Source organism: Streptomyces sp. NPDC051064 (genome assembly GCF_044455985.1).
GTDB lineage: Bacteria > Actinomycetota > Actinomycetes > Streptomycetales > Streptomycetaceae > Streptomyces.
In genome coordinates this window covers 654,619-672,725 of record NZ_JBITFK010000003.1, presented here as the reverse complement: position 1 = coordinate 672,725, position 18,107 = coordinate 654,619, and the positions used below count along the sequence as shown (strand labels likewise).

At 71.2% G+C, this 18,107-nt stretch carries 19 protein-coding genes; 14 read left to right on the top strand and 5 right to left on the bottom strand.

Annotated elements, in window-relative coordinates; translation table 11 throughout:
- The first annotated feature begins 56 nt into the window (after nt 1–56).
- Nucleotides 57–1,136: an ABC transporter permease gene (locus ACIBCU_RS14755; RefSeq protein ID WP_399231622.1), complete on the top strand. Its 1,080-nt coding sequence runs from the start codon at nt 57–59 to the stop codon at nt 1,134–1,136.
- Nucleotides 1,133–1,813 (top strand): ABC transporter ATP-binding protein, encoded by a 681-nt coding sequence (locus tag ACIBCU_RS14750; RefSeq protein ID WP_362935708.1) that lies wholly within the window; start codon nt 1,133–1,135, stop codon nt 1,811–1,813. Before ACIBCU_RS14755 ends, ACIBCU_RS14750 begins: the two co-directional genes overlap by 4 nt.
- 18 nt (nt 1,814–1,831) lie before the next feature.
- Here ACIBCU_RS14750 and ACIBCU_RS14745 read toward each other — a convergent pair whose 3' ends face one another.
- Nucleotides 1,832–2,635, bottom strand: coding sequence for an IclR family transcriptional regulator (locus ACIBCU_RS14745; RefSeq protein WP_362935705.1), 804 nt, complete (start codon nt 2,633–2,635; stop codon nt 1,832–1,834).
- 357 nt (nt 2,636–2,992) lie between these two features.
- On the opposite strand from ACIBCU_RS14745, the gene allB reads away from it, so the two are divergent.
- From allB to ACIBCU_RS14730, 3 genes are all read left to right on the top strand, one after another.
- Nucleotides 2,993–4,336: an allantoinase AllB gene (gene allB / locus ACIBCU_RS14740; RefSeq protein ID WP_399231619.1), complete on the top strand. Its 1,344-nt coding sequence runs from the start codon at nt 2,993–2,995 to the stop codon at nt 4,334–4,336.
- Nucleotides 4,337–4,339: 3 nt separating this feature from the next.
- The gene (gene alc / locus ACIBCU_RS14735) at nt 4,340–5,455 is read left to right on the top strand and encodes an allantoicase (protein ID WP_362935699.1); all 1,116 of its coding nucleotides are present in this window, start codon (nt 4,340–4,342) and stop codon (nt 5,453–5,455) included.
- 90 nt (nt 5,456–5,545) lie between these two features.
- Nucleotides 5,546–5,875 carry a putative quinol monooxygenase gene (locus tag ACIBCU_RS14730; RefSeq protein WP_362935696.1) on the top strand — a complete coding sequence of 110 codons (330 nt, stop codon included), beginning with the start codon at nt 5,546–5,548 and terminating at the stop codon, nt 5,873–5,875.
- Nucleotides 5,876–5,943: 68 nt separating this feature from the next.
- Here the strand turns inward: ACIBCU_RS14730 and ACIBCU_RS14725 are convergent, their stop codons facing one another.
- Together ACIBCU_RS14725 and ACIBCU_RS14720 are read right to left on the bottom strand one after the other, a co-directional pair.
- The gene (locus tag ACIBCU_RS14725) at nt 5,944–6,780 is read right to left on the bottom strand and encodes an aldo/keto reductase (protein WP_362935693.1); all 837 of its coding nucleotides are present in this window, start codon (nt 6,778–6,780) and stop codon (nt 5,944–5,946) included.
- Between the two features lie 81 nt (nt 6,781–6,861).
- Entirely contained in the window at nt 6,862–7,329 is a 468-nt protein-coding gene (locus ACIBCU_RS14720) for a hypothetical protein (protein ID WP_362935690.1), read from the bottom strand.
- Nucleotides 7,330–7,510: 181 nt separating this feature from the next.
- On the opposite strand from ACIBCU_RS14720, the gene ACIBCU_RS14715 reads away from it, so the two are divergent.
- Nucleotides 7,511–8,137, top strand: a complete 627-nt coding sequence (locus ACIBCU_RS14715; RefSeq protein WP_362935687.1) for a dihydrofolate reductase family protein — start codon at nt 7,511–7,513, stop codon at nt 8,135–8,137.
- A gap of 61 nt (nt 8,138–8,198) precedes the next feature.
- Here the strand turns inward: ACIBCU_RS14715 and ACIBCU_RS14710 are convergent, their stop codons facing one another.
- Nucleotides 8,199–8,852, bottom strand: a complete 654-nt coding sequence (locus ACIBCU_RS14710; protein WP_362935684.1) for a TetR/AcrR family transcriptional regulator — start codon at nt 8,850–8,852, stop codon at nt 8,199–8,201.
- 222 nt (nt 8,853–9,074) lie between these two features.
- Between ACIBCU_RS14710 and ACIBCU_RS14705 the strand changes: the two genes are divergently transcribed.
- The 4 genes from ACIBCU_RS14705 (at nt 9,075) to ACIBCU_RS14690 (ending at nt 13,011) form a co-directional block, all read left to right on the top strand.
- Nucleotides 9,075–9,995, top strand: a complete 921-nt coding sequence (locus ACIBCU_RS14705; RefSeq protein WP_399231693.1) for a DMT family transporter — start codon at nt 9,075–9,077, stop codon at nt 9,993–9,995.
- Nucleotides 9,996–10,195: 200 nt separating this feature from the next.
- On the top strand, nt 10,196–11,368 hold the full coding sequence (locus ACIBCU_RS14700) for a cytochrome P450 (protein ID WP_399231616.1): 1,173 nt from the start codon (nt 10,196–10,198) through the stop codon (nt 11,366–11,368).
- Nucleotides 11,369–11,383: 15 nt separating this feature from the next.
- On the top strand, nt 11,384–11,803 hold the full coding sequence (locus ACIBCU_RS14695) for a PaaI family thioesterase (protein ID WP_362935678.1): 420 nt from the start codon (nt 11,384–11,386) through the stop codon (nt 11,801–11,803).
- An 11-nt stretch (nt 11,804–11,814) separates the two neighbouring features.
- Nucleotides 11,815–13,011 (top strand): cytochrome P450, encoded by a 1,197-nt coding sequence (locus tag ACIBCU_RS14690; RefSeq protein WP_399231613.1) that lies wholly within the window; start codon nt 11,815–11,817, stop codon nt 13,009–13,011.
- 36 nt (nt 13,012–13,047) lie between these two features.
- On the opposite strand, the gene ACIBCU_RS14685 is transcribed toward ACIBCU_RS14690, so the two are convergent.
- Complete coding sequence (locus ACIBCU_RS14685; RefSeq protein ID WP_399231611.1) at nt 13,048–14,052, bottom strand: Gfo/Idh/MocA family oxidoreductase; 1,005 nt, start codon at nt 14,050–14,052, stop codon at nt 13,048–13,050.
- Nucleotides 14,053–14,145: 93 nt separating this feature from the next.
- Here ACIBCU_RS14685 and ACIBCU_RS14680 point away from each other — a divergent pair, with 93 nt between their 5' ends.
- From ACIBCU_RS14680 to ACIBCU_RS14665, 4 genes are all read left to right on the top strand, one after another.
- Nucleotides 14,146–14,907 (top strand): GntR family transcriptional regulator, encoded by a 762-nt coding sequence (locus ACIBCU_RS14680; protein ID WP_399231608.1) that lies wholly within the window; start codon nt 14,146–14,148, stop codon nt 14,905–14,907.
- Nucleotides 14,908–15,147: 240 nt separating this feature from the next.
- Complete coding sequence (locus tag ACIBCU_RS14675; RefSeq protein ID WP_362935798.1) at nt 15,148–16,128, top strand: sugar ABC transporter substrate-binding protein; 981 nt, start codon at nt 15,148–15,150, stop codon at nt 16,126–16,128.
- A complete protein-coding gene (locus ACIBCU_RS14670) occupies nt 16,125–17,174 on the top strand; it encodes an ABC transporter permease (RefSeq protein WP_362935666.1) in 1,050 nt (349 codons plus the stop codon). The genes ACIBCU_RS14675 and ACIBCU_RS14670 overlap by 4 nt, the downstream gene beginning before the upstream one ends.
- Entirely contained in the window at nt 17,171–18,031 is an 861-nt protein-coding gene (locus ACIBCU_RS14665; RefSeq protein WP_362935663.1) for an ATP-binding cassette domain-containing protein, read from the top strand. The genes ACIBCU_RS14670 and ACIBCU_RS14665 overlap by 4 nt, the downstream gene beginning before the upstream one ends.
- The last annotated feature ends 76 nt before the right edge of the window (nt 18,032–18,107 follow it).

Below are 18,107 nucleotides of genomic sequence, written 5' to 3'. Positions count from 1 at the left end.
GCCGGCCCCGTCCGACGCGCGATGTTCTCGCAGGTCCGGGGGTCGAACCTGGAGGCATGTTCGTCGCATGGAGAGATCTACGGTTCGCCAGGGGCAGGTTCGCCCTCATGGGCACGGTCGTCGTGCTGATCACGCTGCTCGTGGGGCTGCTGTCCGGCCTCACAGCCGGCCTGGGAAGGGAGAACACCTCGGCCGTCACCGGCCTGGACGCCGACCGTGTCGCGTTCGCCGCGCCACCGGACGGCCGGTCGGTGTCCTTCTCCGACTCGGCCGTGAAGGAGAGCGCCTGGCGCACCTGGGCGGAGCGGCCGGGCGTCACCGCCGCCCGGCCGTTGGGCATCCGGACGCTGAACGCCGCAGCCGGCGACGGGAACCGCACGGCCGCGGTGTCTGCCTTCGGCGCCGAACCGGACGGCGGGCTCGCGCCCGACGGTCTGGGAGAGGGCCGGGTCGTGCTCTCCGCGCAGGCGGCCGACGAGCTCGGTACCGCGGCAGGCGACTCCCTCGTCCTGGGCGGTTCCCGGATGACCGTGTCGGCGGTCGGCGGTGACGCCTCGTACAGCCACACACCGGTGGTGTGGACCTCGCTCGCCGACTGGCAGCGCATCGGCGGGACCGGGCGGCAGGCCACCGTGATCGCCCTGACCACGACCGCCGGCGCCGATCTCCCCGCCGGTGACAGGGCGGCGGGCACCAGCACGCTGACCCTGGAGGACTCCCTCACGGCGATCGGCTCCTACCAGGCGGAGAACGGCTCGCTCCAGCTGATGCGCGGCTTCCTCTTCGCCATCTCCGCGCTCGTCATCGGCGCCTTCTTCACGGTCTGGACGATCCAGCGCAGCGGCGACGTGGCCGTGCTCAAGGCGCTGGGCGCCTCCACGCCGTATCTGCTGAAGGACGCGCTCGGGCAGGCCGTGGTGATGCTGGCCGTCGGCACGGGCGTGGGCACCGTGCTCGCCTCGGGGATCGGCGCGCTGGTCGGCGGGGACGGCGGCGCGGTGCCGTTCGTCCTCGACGCGTCGACCGTGCTCGTCCCGGGCGGCGTGATGATCGTCCTCGGCGCACTCGGGGCCGCCCTGTCCATCCGGCGGATCACCGCCGTCGACCCCCTCACCGCACTCGGGAGCGCCCGATGACCCTCACACTCACCGATGTCACCCTCACCTACCCGGACGGCGACGCCCGGCTCACCGCACTCGACCGGGTCTCCCTGGAGGTGCCGGCGGGCACGCTCACGGCGGTCGTCGGACCGTCCGGTTCGGGCAAGTCCAGCCTTCTCGCGGTGGCCGCCACGCTCGTCACCCCGGACCGCGGACGCGTCGTCGTCGCCGGTACGGAGACCGCAGGGCTCAGCCGTGCCGACAAGGCGGCCCTGCGCAGGGACCGTATCGGCATCGTCTTCCAGCAGCCCCATCTGCTGCCGTCGCTCACGGCCGTGGAGCAGCTCCAGGTGATGGCGCATCTGTCGCACGGCTCGGTACGCGCGGCCCGGGGCCGGGCGCTGGAACTCCTGGAGTCGGTGGGCCTGGCCGACAGGGCCGGCCGCAGGCCGCACCAGCTGTCGGGCGGTCAGCGCCAGCGGATCAACATCGCCCGCGCCCTGATGAACGAACCGGCGGTGCTGCTCGTCGACGAGCCGACCAGCGCGCTCGACCACGAACGCGGCGCGGCGGTCCTCGACCTGCTGCTCGGGCTGACCCGGGAGCGCTCGACGGCCACGGTCATGGTCACCCACGACCGGGCGCACCTGGACAGGGTGGACGCCACGGTGACCATGGTGGACGGACGCCTCTCGGTGCCCGCCCCGGCCTGAGGGGCCGCCCGGCGGGGCTCAGCCCGTCGAGCCGCCGCTGCTGGCCAGTGCCTCCGAGAGCTCCTTCGCGATCTGCTGCAGGATCGGCACGATCCGCTCGGTCGCCGTCTCCGTCACCCGGCCCGCGGGCCCGGAGATGGAGATGGCCGCCGAGGTGGGGGAGTCCGGCACCGATACCGCGAGGCAGCGGACCCCGATCTCCTGCTCGTTGTCGTCCACCGCGTAGCCCGCCCTCCGCACCTGTTCGAGCGCGTCGAGGAAGCCGTCCGGAGTGGTGATCGTCTTCTCGGTGGCCGCCGGCATGCCCGTACGGGCCAGCAGGGCACGCACCTCGTCCGCCGGGGTGTGCGCGAGGAGGGCCTTGCCCACACCGGTGGAGTGGGGGAGCACCCGCCGGCCGACCTCGGTGAACATCCGCATCGAGTGCTTCGAGGGCACCTGGGCGACGTACACGATCTCGTCCCCGTCGAGCAGCGCCATGTTCGCCGTCTCGCCGGTCTCCTCGACCAGCCGCTGGAGGTAAGGCCGCGCCCATGTGCCCAGCAGGCGGGCCGAGGACTCGCCGAGGCGGATCAGACGGGGGCCCAGCGCGTAACGCCGGTTGGGCTGCTGGCGCACGTAGCCGCAGACGACCAGGGTGCGCATCAGCCGGTGGATGGTCGGGAGGGGGAGTCCGCTGCTCGCGGAGAGCTCGCTGAGCCCGACCTCGCCCCCGGCGTCCGCCATGCGCTCCAGCAGATCGAAGGCGCGCTCGAGGGACTGCACGCCGCCGCTCGGACCGGCGGGCTTGGAGTCGGATGTGCTGGCGTGGGACGGCGGCACGTCAACGGTCCTTTCGAAGCGGAGGCAAGGCAGCAGCCTACCGGGCTGTTCCCGATCGGCCCACTGCTCCCGGTGCGGCGTCCTTGCCGGTCAGGACCTGTTTTGTCCTGGTGTCGGCGGTCCGGGACGCGTACGGCCCGAAGCGCGGTGGTGCCGCTCATGGCCCATTCTACGTTTCGCATGTCGAAAATGAACTTTTACTTCGTGGAAATATCCAATCAGTGTCACGGGTGCTCCGATGGGTGCTCCACGGGTCCGTCCACGGGGGCGCCCAGGGCGGGGGAGGGGTCTTGACGGGCCGCCGCCCCGAGTGAAGACTCCTTCAACAAATCGTTGAAGTCTGCGTGAGGAGCACAGGTGTCCGGAGTGGGCAAGAAGCAGGTACTCCGCTCGACGCGCGTGGTCACCCCCGAGGGAACCCGCGCGGCGGCGGTCCTCGTCGCCGGCGGGGAGATCGAGGCGGTCCTGCCGTACGACACCGAGGTGCCCGACGGCGCCCACGTCGAGGACTTCGGGGACGACGTCCTGCTGCCCGGCCTCGTCGACACCCACGTCCATGTGAACGACCCCGGCCGCACCGAGTGGGAGGGCTTCTGGACCGCCACCCGCGCCGCGGCGGCGGGTGGCATCACGACCCTCCTCGACATGCCGCTCAACTCCCTCCCGCCGACCACCACCGTCGAGCATCTGCGCGTCAAGCAGGGTGTGGCCGCCCCCAAGGCGCATATCGACACCGGCTTCTGGGGCGGTGCGATCCCCTCCAACACGAAGGATCTGCGCCCCCTGCACGAGGCCGGGGTCTTCGGCTTCAAGTGCTTCCTCTCGCCCTCCGGCGTCGAGGAGTTCCCCGAGCTGGACCAGGAGCAGCTGGCCCGCTCGATGGCCGAGATCGCGGGCTTCGGCGGGCTCCTGATCGTGCACGCGGAGGATCCCCACCACCTGGCCGAGGCTCCGCAGAAGAGCGGGGAGAAGTACACAGACTTCCTCGCCTCCCGCCCCCGTGACGCGGAGAACGCCGCCATCGAGGGCCTCATCGCCCACGCGAAGCGGCTGAACGCCCGCGTGCACGTCCTGCACCTCTCCTCCAGCGACGCCCTGCCGCTGATCGCCGCCGCCAAGCGCGAGGGCGTACGCGTCACCGTCGAGTCGTGCCCGCACTTCCTCACCCTGACCGCGGAGGAAGTCCCCGACGGTGCCACCGAGTTCAAGTGCTGCCCGCCCATCCGGGAGGCCGCGAACCAGGACGCGCTCTGGGCCGGGCTCGCCGACGGCACGATCGACTGCATCGTCTCCGACCACTCGCCCTGCACCACGGACCTCAAGACCCCCGACTTCGCCTCCGCCTGGGGAGGGATCTCCTCGCTGCAGCTGGGCCTGCCCGCCATCTGGACCGAGGCACGCCGGCGCGGCCACACCCTCGACGACGTGGCGCGTTGGATGTCCGCCGCCCCCGCCGGCCTCGCCGGGCTCACCCGCAAGGGCGCCATCGAGGCCGGACGGGACGCGGACTTCGCGGTTCTCGCCCCCGACGAGACCTTCACCGTCGATCCGGCCGGACTCTTCCACCGCAACCAGGTCACCGCCTACGCGGGCAAGACCCTGCACGGCGTCGTCAGGTCCACCTGGCTGCGCGGCACGCGGATCGCGGCCGACGGCGTACTCGCCGAACCCACCGGCCGCCTCCTCGAAAGGAACCGCTGATCCATGACGGCGACACCGCACTTCACCGGCGACGCGAGCCCTTACGGGGGAGGCGACCCGTACGCCGACTACCGCACCGCCGACTTTCCCTTCACCCACCTCGTGGACCTCGCCGACCGGCGTCTCGGCGCAGGGGTCATCGCCGCCAACGACGAGTTCTTCGCCGAGCGGGAGAACCTGCTGAAGCCGGAGCCCGCGGAGTTCGATCCCGAGCGCTTCGGGCACAAGGGCAAGATCATGGACGGCTGGGAGACCCGCCGCCGGCGCGGTACGGGCGCCGCAGAGCCGCACCCCACCGACGAGGACCACGACTGGGCCCTCGTACGCCTCGGCGCTCCCGGTGTGGTCCGTGGGCTGGTCGTCGACACCGCGCACTTCCGCGGCAACTACCCGCAGTCGGTCTCCGTCGAGGCGACCTCGCTGCCCGGCTCCCCGTCGCCCGAGGACCTCCTCGCGCCCGGCGTGAAGTGGACGACCCTCGTCCCCCGTACGGCCGTCGGCGGCCACGCGGCCAACGGCTTCGCCGTCGACGCGGGGCAGCGGTTCACCCACCTCCGGGTCAATCAGCACCCCGACGGAGGCATAGCCCGCCTGCGCGTCCACGGCGAGGTGGCCCCCGACCCGGCATGGCTCGCCGCGCTCGGTACGTTCGACCTGGCGGCCCTGGAGAACGGCGGCCAGGTCGAGGACGCCTCCGACCGCTTCTACTCCCCGGCCACCAACACGATCGCGCCGGGCCGCTCCCACAAGATGGACGACGGCTGGGAGACCCGCCGCCGGCGCGACAAGGGCAATGACTGGATCCGCTACCGGCTGGCGGAGCAGTCGGAGATCCGGGCGGTCGAGATCGACACGGCCTACCTCAAGGGCAACGCGGCGGGCTGGGCGGAGATCTCGGTCAGTGACGGCGATGACGGCGAGTGGTCGGAGATCCTGCCCCGCACCCGGCTCCAGCCCGACACGAACCACCGCTTCGTCCTGCCTGAGCCCGTGCGCTCCACGCACGTCCGGATCGACATCTTCCCGGACGGCGGGATCTCCCGGCTGCGGCTCTTCGGCTCGCTCACCGAGGAGGGGGCGGCGCGGCTGACCGCCCGTCACGAGGCGCTCGGCGGCTGACGGCCCCGGGGCTGGTGTGCCGGTTCACGCCCGGCCTGTACGGATATGGGACCCTGGTCGGGACGCCGCCGCCCCCGACCAGGAGTCCCCATGATCTTCATCGTCGTCAAGTTCACCGTGCGTACCGCCGAGCGGGACAACTGGCTCCCGGCCGTCGAGGACTTCACCCTCGCCACCCGCCAGGAGGAGGGCAACCTCTTCTTCGACTGGTCCTACAGCGTCGAGAACCCGGACCAGTTCGTCCTGCTGGAGGCGTTCGCGTCGGAGGAGGCGGGTGTGGCGCATGTGAACTCCGAGCACTTCAAGAAGGCGATCGACACCATGTCGGAGCTCGTCAGCGAGGTACCGGAGATCATCAACGTCGAGGTGCCCGGGGACGACTGGTTCCGGATGTCGGAGGTCACCCCGCGCAACCGGTGACCGCGGCCCCGCGCGGCCGGTGGCGGCCGGGGCGCCCCGGCCGCCACCGGTGACGCCCGCGACCGCGGTCAGAACTCCTCGTGCGTATCGGGGTCGCCGCCGAAACGGTGAGGCGGCCGGGCCCCGATCAGGTCCAGTTCCCGCTGTGTCAGCTCGAAACCGAACAGGTCGAGATTCTCCCGCTGCCGCCCGGGATCCGCGGACTTCGGGATCGGCACCGCCCCCAGCTGCGTGTGCCACCGCAGCACGACCTGGCCAGGCGTCACGCCGTGGGCCTCGGCGGTGGCGACCACCTCGGGCGCCTCGAGCACCTGGCGCCCCCGGGCCAGCGGACTCCAGCTCTCCGTGACGATGCCCTTCGCGTCGTGCACCGCCCGCAGCTCCTCCTGCGGGAGCAGCGGATGCATCTCGATCTGGTTCACCACAGGCAGCACGCCCGTCTCCCGCTCCAGCCGCTCCAGGTGCTCCGCTGTGAAGTTGGAGACACCGATGGAGCGGACGAGGCCGTCCTCACGGAGCTTGATCATCGCCTTCCAGGTGTCGACGTACTTGTCCACCCGGGGTAGCGGCCAGTGGATGAGATACAGATCGACGTACTCCAGCCCCAGCTTGCCGCGCGACTCCTCGAAGGAGGCCAGCGTCTCCTCGTAACCGTGGTGGCGGCCGGGCACCTTGGTCGTGACGAAGACGTCCTGCCGCGGCACTCCGGAGCTCGCGATGCCGCGGCCGGTGCCGGTCTCGTTCCCGTAGTTCAGCGCGGTGTCCACGAGTCGGTAGCCGGCCCGCAGCGCCCCGGCGACGGCCTGCTCGGCCGCCTCGTCGTCGAGCGGCCAGGTGCCGAGGCCCACCGCGGGGATGGTGCTGCCGTCGTGGAGATTGCGGACCGGGGGCGGTGTCTGGCTCATGGTCTCCCGTTTCGTTCGCGTACCGTCCCCGCCAGCGTAGGACGGGCCGTCGGGCGCGGCGCGCGGCGGCGCGGCCCCCCGTCAGCAGAGGTCGTTGTGCCACTCACCGTCCTCCCGCACCCAGGAGGACCGCTCGTCGTACTTCGGCTCGCCCACGCCGTAGGTCACCTCTGCGTCGTTCTCGTGGAGGCTGTCCACGGACAGCCGCTTCAGGGTGTAGGTCTTCCCCAGCTGCTCGGCCGTCTGCGTCGCCCGGTCGACGAGCGCCTCGAACTGCGCATCGGACATGTCCTTCCGGCAGCGCGTGGAGACGAGCGCGTAGGCGGCGTCGGCGTCCGGCTCGTAGTAGGCCGTCACGTACACGCGTACGGACGATTCCAGTGCCGCCGTGTCCACCGGGGCGGTGGGGGACGACGTGGAGGGACCGGTGGAGCGGGACGAGGACGGCGCGGCTCCGGGGGTCCCTTCGGGTTCCTCGGTGCAGGCGGTCAGCGCGGCCATGGCGACGAGCACGGAGAGTCCGGCACGAGTGATGTGTGTGGTGCGCATGCACTCTATGTATCGAAGGTATGTGCGAGACATCGGCGATGTAGTCGATCTGTGACCGTGGAATCGCGGCTGACCTCGGCGGGCGTACAGATGACTTTCGCCCGAAAGTGGGGTCGGAACAGGTGGAAGCGGACGGACTGCCGGGACCCATGACCCTGGCACGACGCGAAGGAGCGGGACCATGGCGAAGCTGACTCTCACCACGTTCGTGTCCCTCGACGGCGTGATGCAGGCGCCCGGAGGCACCGACGAGGACACCAGCGGCGGGTTCGAGTACGGCGGCTGGCTGGTGCCCTTCGCGGACGACGGCATGGCGGCCTTCACCAACGAGGTCTTCGACCGGTCGGGCGCCTTTCTCCTGGGACGGCGTACGTACGACATCTTCGCGTCCTACTGGCCCAGGGTCACCGACCCGCAGGACCCGATCGCCGCACGTCTCAACACCCTGCCCAAGCATGTCGTCTCCACCACCCTGACCGCCCCGGAGTGGGAGAACACGACAGTGGTCTCCGGCGACGTGCCGGCCGAGGTCGCCCGGCTCAAGGAGCGGACGGCGGAGGGTGAGCTGCAGATCCACGGCAGCGGCATGCTGGCGCGATCCCTCCTGGCGCACGGCCTGATCGACGAGGTCAACCTGCTCGTCCACCCGGTCTATCTGGGGAGCGGCAAGCGGCTCTTCGCGGAAGGCGGGAAGCCGACGGCCTTCGAGCTGATCGGTGCCCGGACCACCGGAAGCGGGATCGCGATCCACACCTACCGGCCCGAGGGACCTGCCCGGTTCGGAGACTTCGACCCGCCAGGCGTGTGACACGGGCCTACGTGCGTCCTGCTCTCCCCACGGCCCGGCGAGCCGATGAACGGACGTGCGGCTACTTCGGTCCGGGGGCCGCCGGCAGCGCGGACGGGTCGGTGGCGACCGTGTGCAGACGCCCCAGGATGGCCCGCGTCGCCTTGGTGTAGCCGGGGTTGTTGTTGTGCAGCACGGACTCGGCGTTGGCCAGTTCCATGAACGCGATGAGCTCGAAGGCCAGCTGCGAGACGTCCGTGTCCGCGACGAGTTCCCCCCGCACCCTGGCCTCCTCGAGCGTCTCCTCCACGAAGGTGACCCAGCCCGTCTGCGTGGAGGCCAGCGCGTCGTGCACCTTGCCCTCCCGGGAGTCGAACTCGGCGATGGTCGCGTAGAAGAAGCAACCGCCACTGAACACCCGGCGCTGCGAGTAGGAGAGCCAGCTCTCGCACATCCGCCAGACGCGGCCCAGCCCGGGCGGAACCGCCCTGGTCGGAGTCAGCACGTGCTCGACGAAGACGGTCACAGCCGCGCGCACCGTGGCGAGCTGCAGCTCCTCCTTGGAGCCGAAGAGGGCGAACACCCCGCTCTTGCTCAGCTTCAGCTCCGTGGCCAGCCGGCCGAGCGACAGGCCCTCCAGCCCCTCGGTCGAGGCGACGTGGACCGCGCGCCCCAGCACCAGCTGCCTGGTCTGGTTCCCCCGCTCGACCCGTCCGTCCAGCCGCGCTCCACCCATGTGCCAACTCCGTGTGTCCGAGCGTCCCAAGACCGACATTCTAGGAGGAGCCGGCACCGCCGGGGGCCCGCTTCCAGCGGTGACGACTCCTGCGAACAGGTGGCCGAACCACCCTGCGGACAGAGGTTCCCGAGCGCGGCGGCGTTCGGTACCGTGAGCGCTTCCCGTGTGAGCCGGCGAGGTCTCCACATCGTTCCCGCTGTGGAGAACCAGGAGAACCAGGTGTCCGCTGCCGTCCTGCCCGCTCTCGCCCCGCCCCGCCGCGCGTGGGTCACCGATCTGCCGCTCCTGCTCGTCGCCGCCGTCTGGGGGGCCAGCTACCTCGCGGCCAAGGGCATCACCACGACGCACACCGTGATCGCCGTCCTCGTGCTCCGCTTCGCGATCGTGCTGCCCGCCCTGGCCGTCGCCGGGTGGCGCGGCCTGCGGGCGCTGAGCGGCGCGCAGTGGCGGGGCGCCGGTCTGCTGGGACTGGTGCTCAGCGGGATCTTCCTGCTGGAGACGTACGGGGTCGTGCACACGTCGGCCACCAACGCGGGGCTCATCATCAGCCTCACCATGGTCTTCACCCCGCTGGCCGAGGCCGCCGTCACCCGGGTCAGGCCGCCGGCCGCCTTCCTGGCGGCGGCGGGCCTCTCCGTCACGGGTGTGGTGCTGCTGACCCAGGGCGCCGGCTTCACCAGCCCTTCGGCAGGGGACCTCCTGATGCTGCTCGCGGCCGTCGCCCGTACGGTCCACGTCCTCGCGATGGCGCGCATCAAGGCGGTCCAGGACGCCGACTCGCTCTCCCTGACCACGGTGCAGCTCGGCAGCGCGGTCGCCGTCTTCGCCGTACTGGCCGCCGTGCCCGGGACCGGCCCCGCGCCCTGGACGGTGGCGGCGGACTTCGGCGCCGCCGAGTGGGCGGGGCTGCTGTTCCTGTCCGTCTTCTGCACGCTGTTCGCGTTCTTCGTGCAGATGTGGTCGGTACGCCGCACCTCTCCGTCCCGCGTCAGCCTGCTCCTCGGGACGGAGCCGCTCTGGGCCGCCGCCGCCGGCATGGCGATCGGCGGAGAGCGCCTCGGCGTGCTGGGGGCGCTCGGCGCGGTGCTCGTGCTGACGGGCACCGCGTGGGGGCGCCGCCGCGCGGACGTCACGTCCTGACGCCGCGTCCTGCCGTCGCGTCCTGCGTCACGTCCTGATCGAGTCCGCCGCGACCATCACGGCTCCGCCGGTCACGAGCAGCACGATGTTGACGAAGAGCCCGTGGTCGTCGAGGACGCGGGTCTCCTCCATGAGGACGAGGACGGGGCGCCGGACAGCCGCCTAGGCTGAACCGGTCAGACCGGAGGAGGGGGCGGACGATGACAGTGGTCGATCTGCGCGGGGTGGCGGACTTCAGCGCGAATCCGTATCCGTACTACGCGAAAATGCGCGCCGAGGGGCCGGTGCACCAGGTCCGTACCGACGACTTCGAGCGCATCTGGATGATCGTCGGTTACGAGGATGCCCGTGCGGCCCTCGCCGACCAGCGGTTCAGCAAGGACTGGCGTACGACGGAGCTCTTGTCCGCGTCGAGCAACCCGATCAACGCCAACATGCTGGAGATGGACGCCCCGCACCACACCAGGCTGCGCAAACTCGTCGCACGCGAATTCACGGCCCGGCGGATCGAGGCGCTGCGTCCGCGCGTCGAGCAGATCACCCGGGACCTCCTCGACGCGATGGTGCCCGCCGGGAGCGCCGATCTCATCGACGCGTTCGCCTTCCCGCTGCCGATGACCGTGATCTGCGAGCTCCTCGGCGTACCCGACATCGACCGGGACGCCTTCCGCCTGCTGTCCAACGCCATCGTCACGCCCGTCTCGCCGGAGAAGGAGAGCGAGGCGGTCCACGCGATGGGCGCCTACCTGGAAGAGCTGGTCGAGGACAAGCGGTGTGCCCCGGGCGACGACCTGATGAGCGCCCTGATCCAGGCGCACGACGACGAGGGCGACCGCCTGTCGCCGGACGAACTGATCGGCATGGCCTTCCTGCTCCTGGTCGCCGGACACGAGACGACCGTGAACCTGATCGCCAACGGCGTGCGCGCGCTGCTCGACCACCCGGACCAGCTGGCCCTGCTCCGCGCCCGGCCGGAGCTGATCGACGGCGCCGTCGAGGAGATGCTCCGCTACGACGGGCCGGTGGAGACGGCCACCTTCCGCTTCACCCGCGGACCCGTCGCGATCGGCCCGGTCGTCATACCGCGGGGCGAGGCCGTGCTGGTCGCCCTGGGCTCCGGGGACCGGGACCCCGGCCGCTATCCGGACCCGGACACCTTCGACATCCGGCGCGAGGCGCAGGGGCACCTGGCCTTCGGGCACGGCATCCACTTCTGCCTGGGCGCTCCACTGGCCCGGATGGAGGGCCGCATCGCGATCCGCGCCCTGCTGGAGCGCTGCCCCGGACTCGTCCGTGACCCGGACGGAGGGGAGCCCGACTGGCTGCCCGGGCTGCTGCTCCGGGGCGTCCGCCGCCTTCCGGTGCGCTGGTGAGGTGAGATGGCGTCCATGACCGAACTCACCCTGGACACGGCGCAGCAGATCCTCGACAGCCAGCCGTTCAGCGGGCTCGTCGGCGCGCGGATCACGGCGTTCGGGGGCGGCGCGGCCGCCCTCGAGGTCGACGTGCGCAAGGAGCTCACCCAGCAGAACGGGTTCCTGCACGGCGGGGTGCTCTCCTACGCGGCCGACAACGCGCTGACCTTCGCCGCCGGGACGACGCTCGGAGCGGCCGTCCTGACCGGCGGATTCTCGATCCAGTACGTCCGGCCGGCGAGCGGCCGCACCCTGAGCGCCCGTGCCGAGGTGGTCCACACCGGCCGCAGACAGGCCGTCGTGCGCTGCGACCTGTACACCGTGGACGACGAGGGGGCGGAGACCCTGTGCGCGGTCGCGCAGGGGACCGTTCTCTCCGCCCGCCCGGTCTGAAGGGAAACGCGTTGACCACCCAGGCCCTGCTCGACCTCGGAGCCCTCGGCGAGGACTTCATCCGCGACCCGTATCCCGTCTACGCGCGCTTACGTGCCCTCGGTCCGGTCCACCGGGTCCGCATCCCGGAGGGCGCCGAGGCCTGGCTGGTCGTCGGGTACGACGCGGGGAGAGCCCTCCTCGCCGACCAGCGGCTCTCCAAGGACTGGCGCGCCGCGTCGCCCTCGCTCGGCGTCGGCAAGGTGTCCGTGGGCACGTCCATGCTGGGCAGCGACGCCCCGGTCCACACCCGGCTGCGCAGGCTCGTGGCCCGGGAGTTCACCCCGCGCCGTATGGAACGGCTCGCCCCGCGCGTCCAGGAGATGACGGACGGATTCCTCGACTCCATGACCGGCGGCCCCGGCCGGTCCGCCGACCTGGTCAAGTCGCTGTCGGTCCCCCTGCCGATGGCCGTCATCTGCGAACTGCTGGGTGTGCCGTCCCTGGACCGGCAGGCCTTCCGCGCATGGTCCGACACCGCCGTCTCGTCCCTCGACGCCGAGGCGCGCGGCCGGGCCAAAGCAGCGATGACCGCGTACCTCGCCGGGCTGGTCGAGGAGAAGCGCGCGGCCCCCGGGGACGACCTGATGAGCGCGCTCATCCACACGTCGGACGACGACGGCGACCAGCTCTCCGCCGACGAACTCATGGGCATGGCCTGGCTGCTGCTCGTCGCCGGACACGAGACCACGGTCAACCTCATCTCCAACGGCGTCCTGAGTCTGCTGACGCATCCCGGCCAACTCGCCGCGCTGCGCACGGATTTCGGGCTGATCGACAACGCGGTCGAGGAGACGCTCCGCTACGAGGGGCCGGTCGAGACCCCCACCTACCGCTTCACCACCGACCCGCTCGACGTCTCGGGCACGGTGATCCCCGGCGGTGGCGAGCTCGTCCTGGTCGCGATGGCCGACTGCGACCGCGATCCCGCCCGCTACCCGGACGCCGACCGCTTCGACATCACGCGGGACGCCCGCGGGCACGTCGCCTTCGGCCACGGCATCCACTACTGCCTGGGTGCGCCACTGGCCCGCATCGAGGCCCGCATCGCCATCCGGTCGCTCCTCGAACGCTGCCCGGAGCTGCGGCTCGACGTGGACCCGGCCGGCCTGTCCTGGCGTACGGGCATGCTGATCCGGGGCCCGCTGAGCCTGCCGGTGGCCTGGTAGAGGCCTCACCGCCCGGTGCGCGGCGGGGGAGGACGGTCAGGCCTCGGCGATCTCCGCCATCCGTACGGGACGGCGCTCCCGGCGCGACAGCTCGCACGCCTCGGCGACGCGCAGCGCGTGCAGCGCCTCCCGGCCGTCGCACGGGTTCGGAAGCTCTCCGCGTACGACGGCGAGGAACGCGTCCAGCTCCGCCTCGTACGCCGGGGCGAACCGCTCCAGGAAGCCCGGCCACGGCTTGGCGGGAGCGGGCGGCCCCTGCGGCTCGACGGACGTGAGCGGCGTACGGTCGTCGAGGCCGACCGCGATCTGGTCCCGCTCACCCGCCAGTTCCATGCGTACGTCGTAACCGGCCCCGTTGCACCGGGTGGCCGTCGCCGTGGCGAGCGTGCCGTCGTCCAGGGTCAGCAGCGCCGCTGCCGTGTCCACGTCGCCCGCCTCCCGGAACATCGCAGGGCCCGCGTCGGACCCGGTCGCGTACACCTCGGTCACCTCGCGGCCCGTCACCCAGCGCAGGATGTCGAAGTCGTGCACCAGGCAGTCCCTGAACAGCCCGCCGGAGAGCGGGAGATAGGCGGCGGGTGGGGGAGCGGGGTCGGAGGTCGCCGCCCTCACGGTGTGCAGCCGGCCCAGGGACCCGCCGCGCACGGCGGCGCGCGCCGCGGCGTAGCCCGTGTCGAACCGGCGCATGAAGCCGAGCTGGAGCACACTGCCGGCCCGGTCGACCTCGCGCAGCGCGCCCAGCGTGCCCGCCAGGTCCAGTGCGACGGGCTTCTCGCAGAAGGCGGGCAGGCCGGCCCGGGCCGCCCGGCCGATGAGATCCGCGTGCGCCGCGGTGGCCGAGGTGATCACGACGGCGTCCACTCCCGCACCGAGGACCTCCTCCGCGGACGCGAGGGCTGTGGCCCCCGTCCGTGCCGCGACCACCGAGGCGCGGGCGGCGTCGGGATCCGTCACCACCAGGGAGGCGACCGCGGGGTGGCGTGCCAGGGCGCCCGCGTGGAAGGAACCGATGCGGCCCGTGCCGATGAGTCCGATGCGCATGGACCCAACGTGCCGCCCCCCAGGCGCACTGTCAACTATATGTCCTGACAAATCGAAGGGTGCGGTGCGCCCGTACGGGGTACGCTCCGTGCCGTGCCCAAACCCGCCGCCGACTCCGCCGCCCTCGGGCTGGGCGTGGACCGCACCAGCCCCGTCCCGCTCTACTACCAGCTGGCCCAGCAGCTGGAGGCGGCCATCGAGCAGGGGCGGCTCGCACCGGGCAGCCTTCTCGGCAACGAACTCGAGCTCGCCGCACGGCTCGGACTCTCCCGGCCCACCGTCCGCCAGGCCATCCAGTCCCTCGTCGACAAGGGGCTGATGGTGCGACGGCGCGGTGTCGGCACCCAGGTCGTGCACAGCCGCATCAAGCGCCCGCTCGAACTGAGCAGCCTCTACGACGACCTGGACACGGCCGGCCGGAAACCGGCGACCCGCGTCCTGAGCAACACGGTCGAGCCGGCGGCACCCGAGGTGGCCGCCGCGCTCGGTGTCGAGGAGGGCAGTGACGTCCATCTCGTCGAGCGGGTGCGCTACGCGCACGACGAGCCCGTGGCGCTCCTGCGCAACCACCTGCCGCCGCAGCTGCTCGACCTCTCCACCGAGCGGCTGGAGTCGACCGGCCTGTACCGGATGATGCGTGCCACAGGAATCACCCTGCACAGTGCCCGGCAGACCGTGGGAGCCCGCGCCGCCACCGCCGAGGAGGGTGAGCTGCTCGCGGAGCCCGCGGGCGCCCCGCTGCTGACCATGGAACGCACCACCTTCGACGACGGCGGGCGGACGGTCGAATTCGGCTCGCACGTCTACCGGGCCTCGCGGTACGCCTTCGAGTTCCAGCTGCTCGTCCGGCCCTGAACCCCGGGCCGGCGGCCTCCGGTAAGAATGTTCGGACAAAAACATTGACGCGGTCATGCTAGGTCGCTAGAACGACGGGAGGGCGCGGACCGCGCCCCTGCCGGTCCACGCCGGTCCGGGCTCGGGGATACTTGGCCCGCCGGGCGGCGAGTCCGCCCTCCCCGGCTTCACCAGGCAGCACAGCGAGCAGCACAAGAAGGGCACGGCGTCGTGGCAAGGGTTCGGACAGGGGTACGCGCGATGGGCGCCGTGCTGGCAGCGGTACTGGCAGCCTCCCTCGCGGGATGCAGCAGCACCGGCGGCAAGCGGGCGGAGGAGCGCGCCGCTCAGGCCGCCGAAGGCCGGTCCGCGGTGAACACGCCCCGCTGGACGTTCGCCATGGTCACCCACTCGGGTGATGGCGACACCTTCTGGGACATCGTCCAGAAGGGCGCCAAGCAGGCGGCCGTCAAGGACAACATCAACTTCCTCTACTCGCACAGCGACGAGGGCCAGCAGCAAGCGGAGCTCGTCCAGACCGCGATCGACAAGAAGGTCGACGGCCTGATCGTCTCGCTGGCCAAGCCCGACTCGATGAAGACCGTCGTGGCCAAGGCGGTGAAGGCGGGCATCCCCGTGATCACCGTGAACTCCGGCTCCGCCGAGTCCAAGGCCTTCGGCGCGCTCACCCACATCGGCCAGGACGAGTCCATCGCGGGCGAGGCCGTCGGCGACGAGCTCGACAAGCGGGACCGCAAGAAGGTGCTCTGCGTCCTGCACGAGCAGGGCAACGTCGGCCACGAGCAGCGGTGCGCCGGGGCGAAGAAGACCTTCGGCGGAACGATGCAGAACCTCTATGTCGACGGCACCAACATGCCCGACGTCCAGGCGTCCATCGAGGCCAAGCTCGACTCCGACCAGGACATCGACGCGGTCGTCACCCTCGGTGCCCCCTTCGCCGCCGCCGCCGTCAAGGCGAAGCAGACCGCGGGCAGCAAGGCCGAGATCGACACCTTCGACCTCAACGCGAGCGTCGTGACCGGCCTCCAGAACAAGACGCTCGGCTTCGCGGTCGACCAGCAGCCCTACCTCCAGGGGTACGAGGCCGTCGACCTGCTCTGGCTCTACCGCTACAACCAGAACGTGCTCGGCGGCGGCCTGCCCGTCCTGACCGGCCCGCAGGTCATCACCCGCGACGACGCCGACGCGCTGGCGGAGTACACGAACCGGGGGACCCGATGACCGCGACCGGGCAACCGGCGGCGCCCCACACCGACGAACGCCTGCTGCGCACCTCCCCGCTGCGCAAGCTCCTCGGCCGGCCCGAGCTCGGCTCGGTCGTCGGCGCCGCGGCCGTCTTCCTCTTCTTCGCGATCGTCGCCGACAGCTTCCTCCAGGCCTCCAGCCTCGGCACGGTGCTGTACGCGGCCTCCACCATCGGGATCATGGCGGCGCCCGTCGCGCTCCTGATGATCGGCGGCGAGTTCGACCTCTCCGCGGGTGTGATGGTGACCAGCTCGGCGCTGATCTCCTCGATGTTCAGCTACCAGATGACCGCCAACGTCTGGGTCGGCGTCTTCGTGTCGCTGCTGGTCACCCTGGGCTTCGGCGCGTTCAACGGCTTCATGCTGACCCGCACCAAGCTCCCGAGCTTCATCATCACGCTCGGCACGTTCCTCATGCTGACCGGCCTGAACCTCGGCTTCACCAAGCTGATCAGCGGCACCGTGTCGACCAAGGCCATCGGGAACATGGAGGGTTTCGACTCCGCCCGCAAGGTCTTCGCGTCCTACCTCACCATCGGCGACGTCGAGCTGAAGGTCACCATCCTGTGGTGGGCGGCGCTCGTCGCGATCGCCACCTGGATCCTGATCCGCACCCGCTTCGGCAACTGGATCTTCGCCGTCGGCGGCGAGGCCGACGCCGCACGCGCGGTCGGCGTCCCGGTGATCCGTACGCGGATCGGGCTCTACCTCGGGGTCGCCTTCGCCGCATGGGTCTCCGGACAGCACCTGCTCTTCTCGTACGACGTGGTCCAGTCCGGCGAGGGCGTCGGCAACGAGCTGATCTACATCATCGCGGCCGTCATCGGCGGCTGCCTGATCACCGGCGGCTACGGCTCCGCGATCGGGTCCGCCATCGGCGCGATCATCTTCGGCATGACCAGCAAGGGCATCGTCTACGCGGAGTGGAACCCCGACTGGTTCAAGTTCTTCCTGGGAGCGATGCTGCTCCTGGCCACCCTGCTCAACGCATGGGTACGCAAGCGTGCGGAGGCGACGAAATGACGGCCACCCAGGCTCCGGCCCCCCGGGACACGGCCGGCCCGGCGCTCGTCGAGCTCGACGGCGTCAGCAAGTACTACGGCAACATCAAGGCCCTGGAGAACGTCTCGCTGGAGGTGCGCGCGGGGGAGATCTCCTGCGTCCTCGGCGACAACGGCGCCGGCAAGTCCACTCTCATCAAGATCATCGCGGGGCTGCACCGGCACGACGCCGGTACCTTCCTGATCGAGGGCGAGGAGACCACGCTCGCCAACCCCCGCGACGCCCTGGACCGGGGCATCGCCACCGTCTACCAGGACCTGGCCGTCGTTCCGCTGATGCCGGTCTGGCGCAACTTCTTCCTCGGCTCCGAGCCGACGAAGGGCTCCGGCCCCTTCAAGCGCCTCGACGTACGGCGGATGCGCGAGACGACCCGCGCGGAACTGCTGCGCATGGGCATCGACCTGCGTGACGTCGATCAACCCATCGGCACCCTGTCAGGCGGTGAACGCCAGTGCGTGGCCATCGCCCGTGCCGTGTACTTCGGCGCCAAGGTCCTCGTCCTCGACGAGCCGACCGCGGCGCTGGGCGTCAAGCAGTCGGGGGTCGTGCTCAAGTACGTCGCGGCCGCCAGGGACGCCGGGCTCGGCGTGGTCCTCATCACGCACAACCCTCACCACGCGTACCTCGTGGGTGACCGGTTCGTGCTGCTCAAGCGTGGCGCGATGTCCGCAAGCCACACGAAGGACGACGTCACACTCGACGAACTGACCCGCCAGATGGCCGGTGGGAGCGAGCTCGACGAGCTCAGCCACGAGCTCGAACGAGCCCCCTCGCCGGACGACCTCGGCGGCCGGCCAGTCGGTGACGACACCCCGTAAACCCCGTTCCGCACCCCCCGCCCCGGAGCCGGAGACCGGTTCCGGGGCGGGGGGAATGGCAGAATCGTGTGCGGCG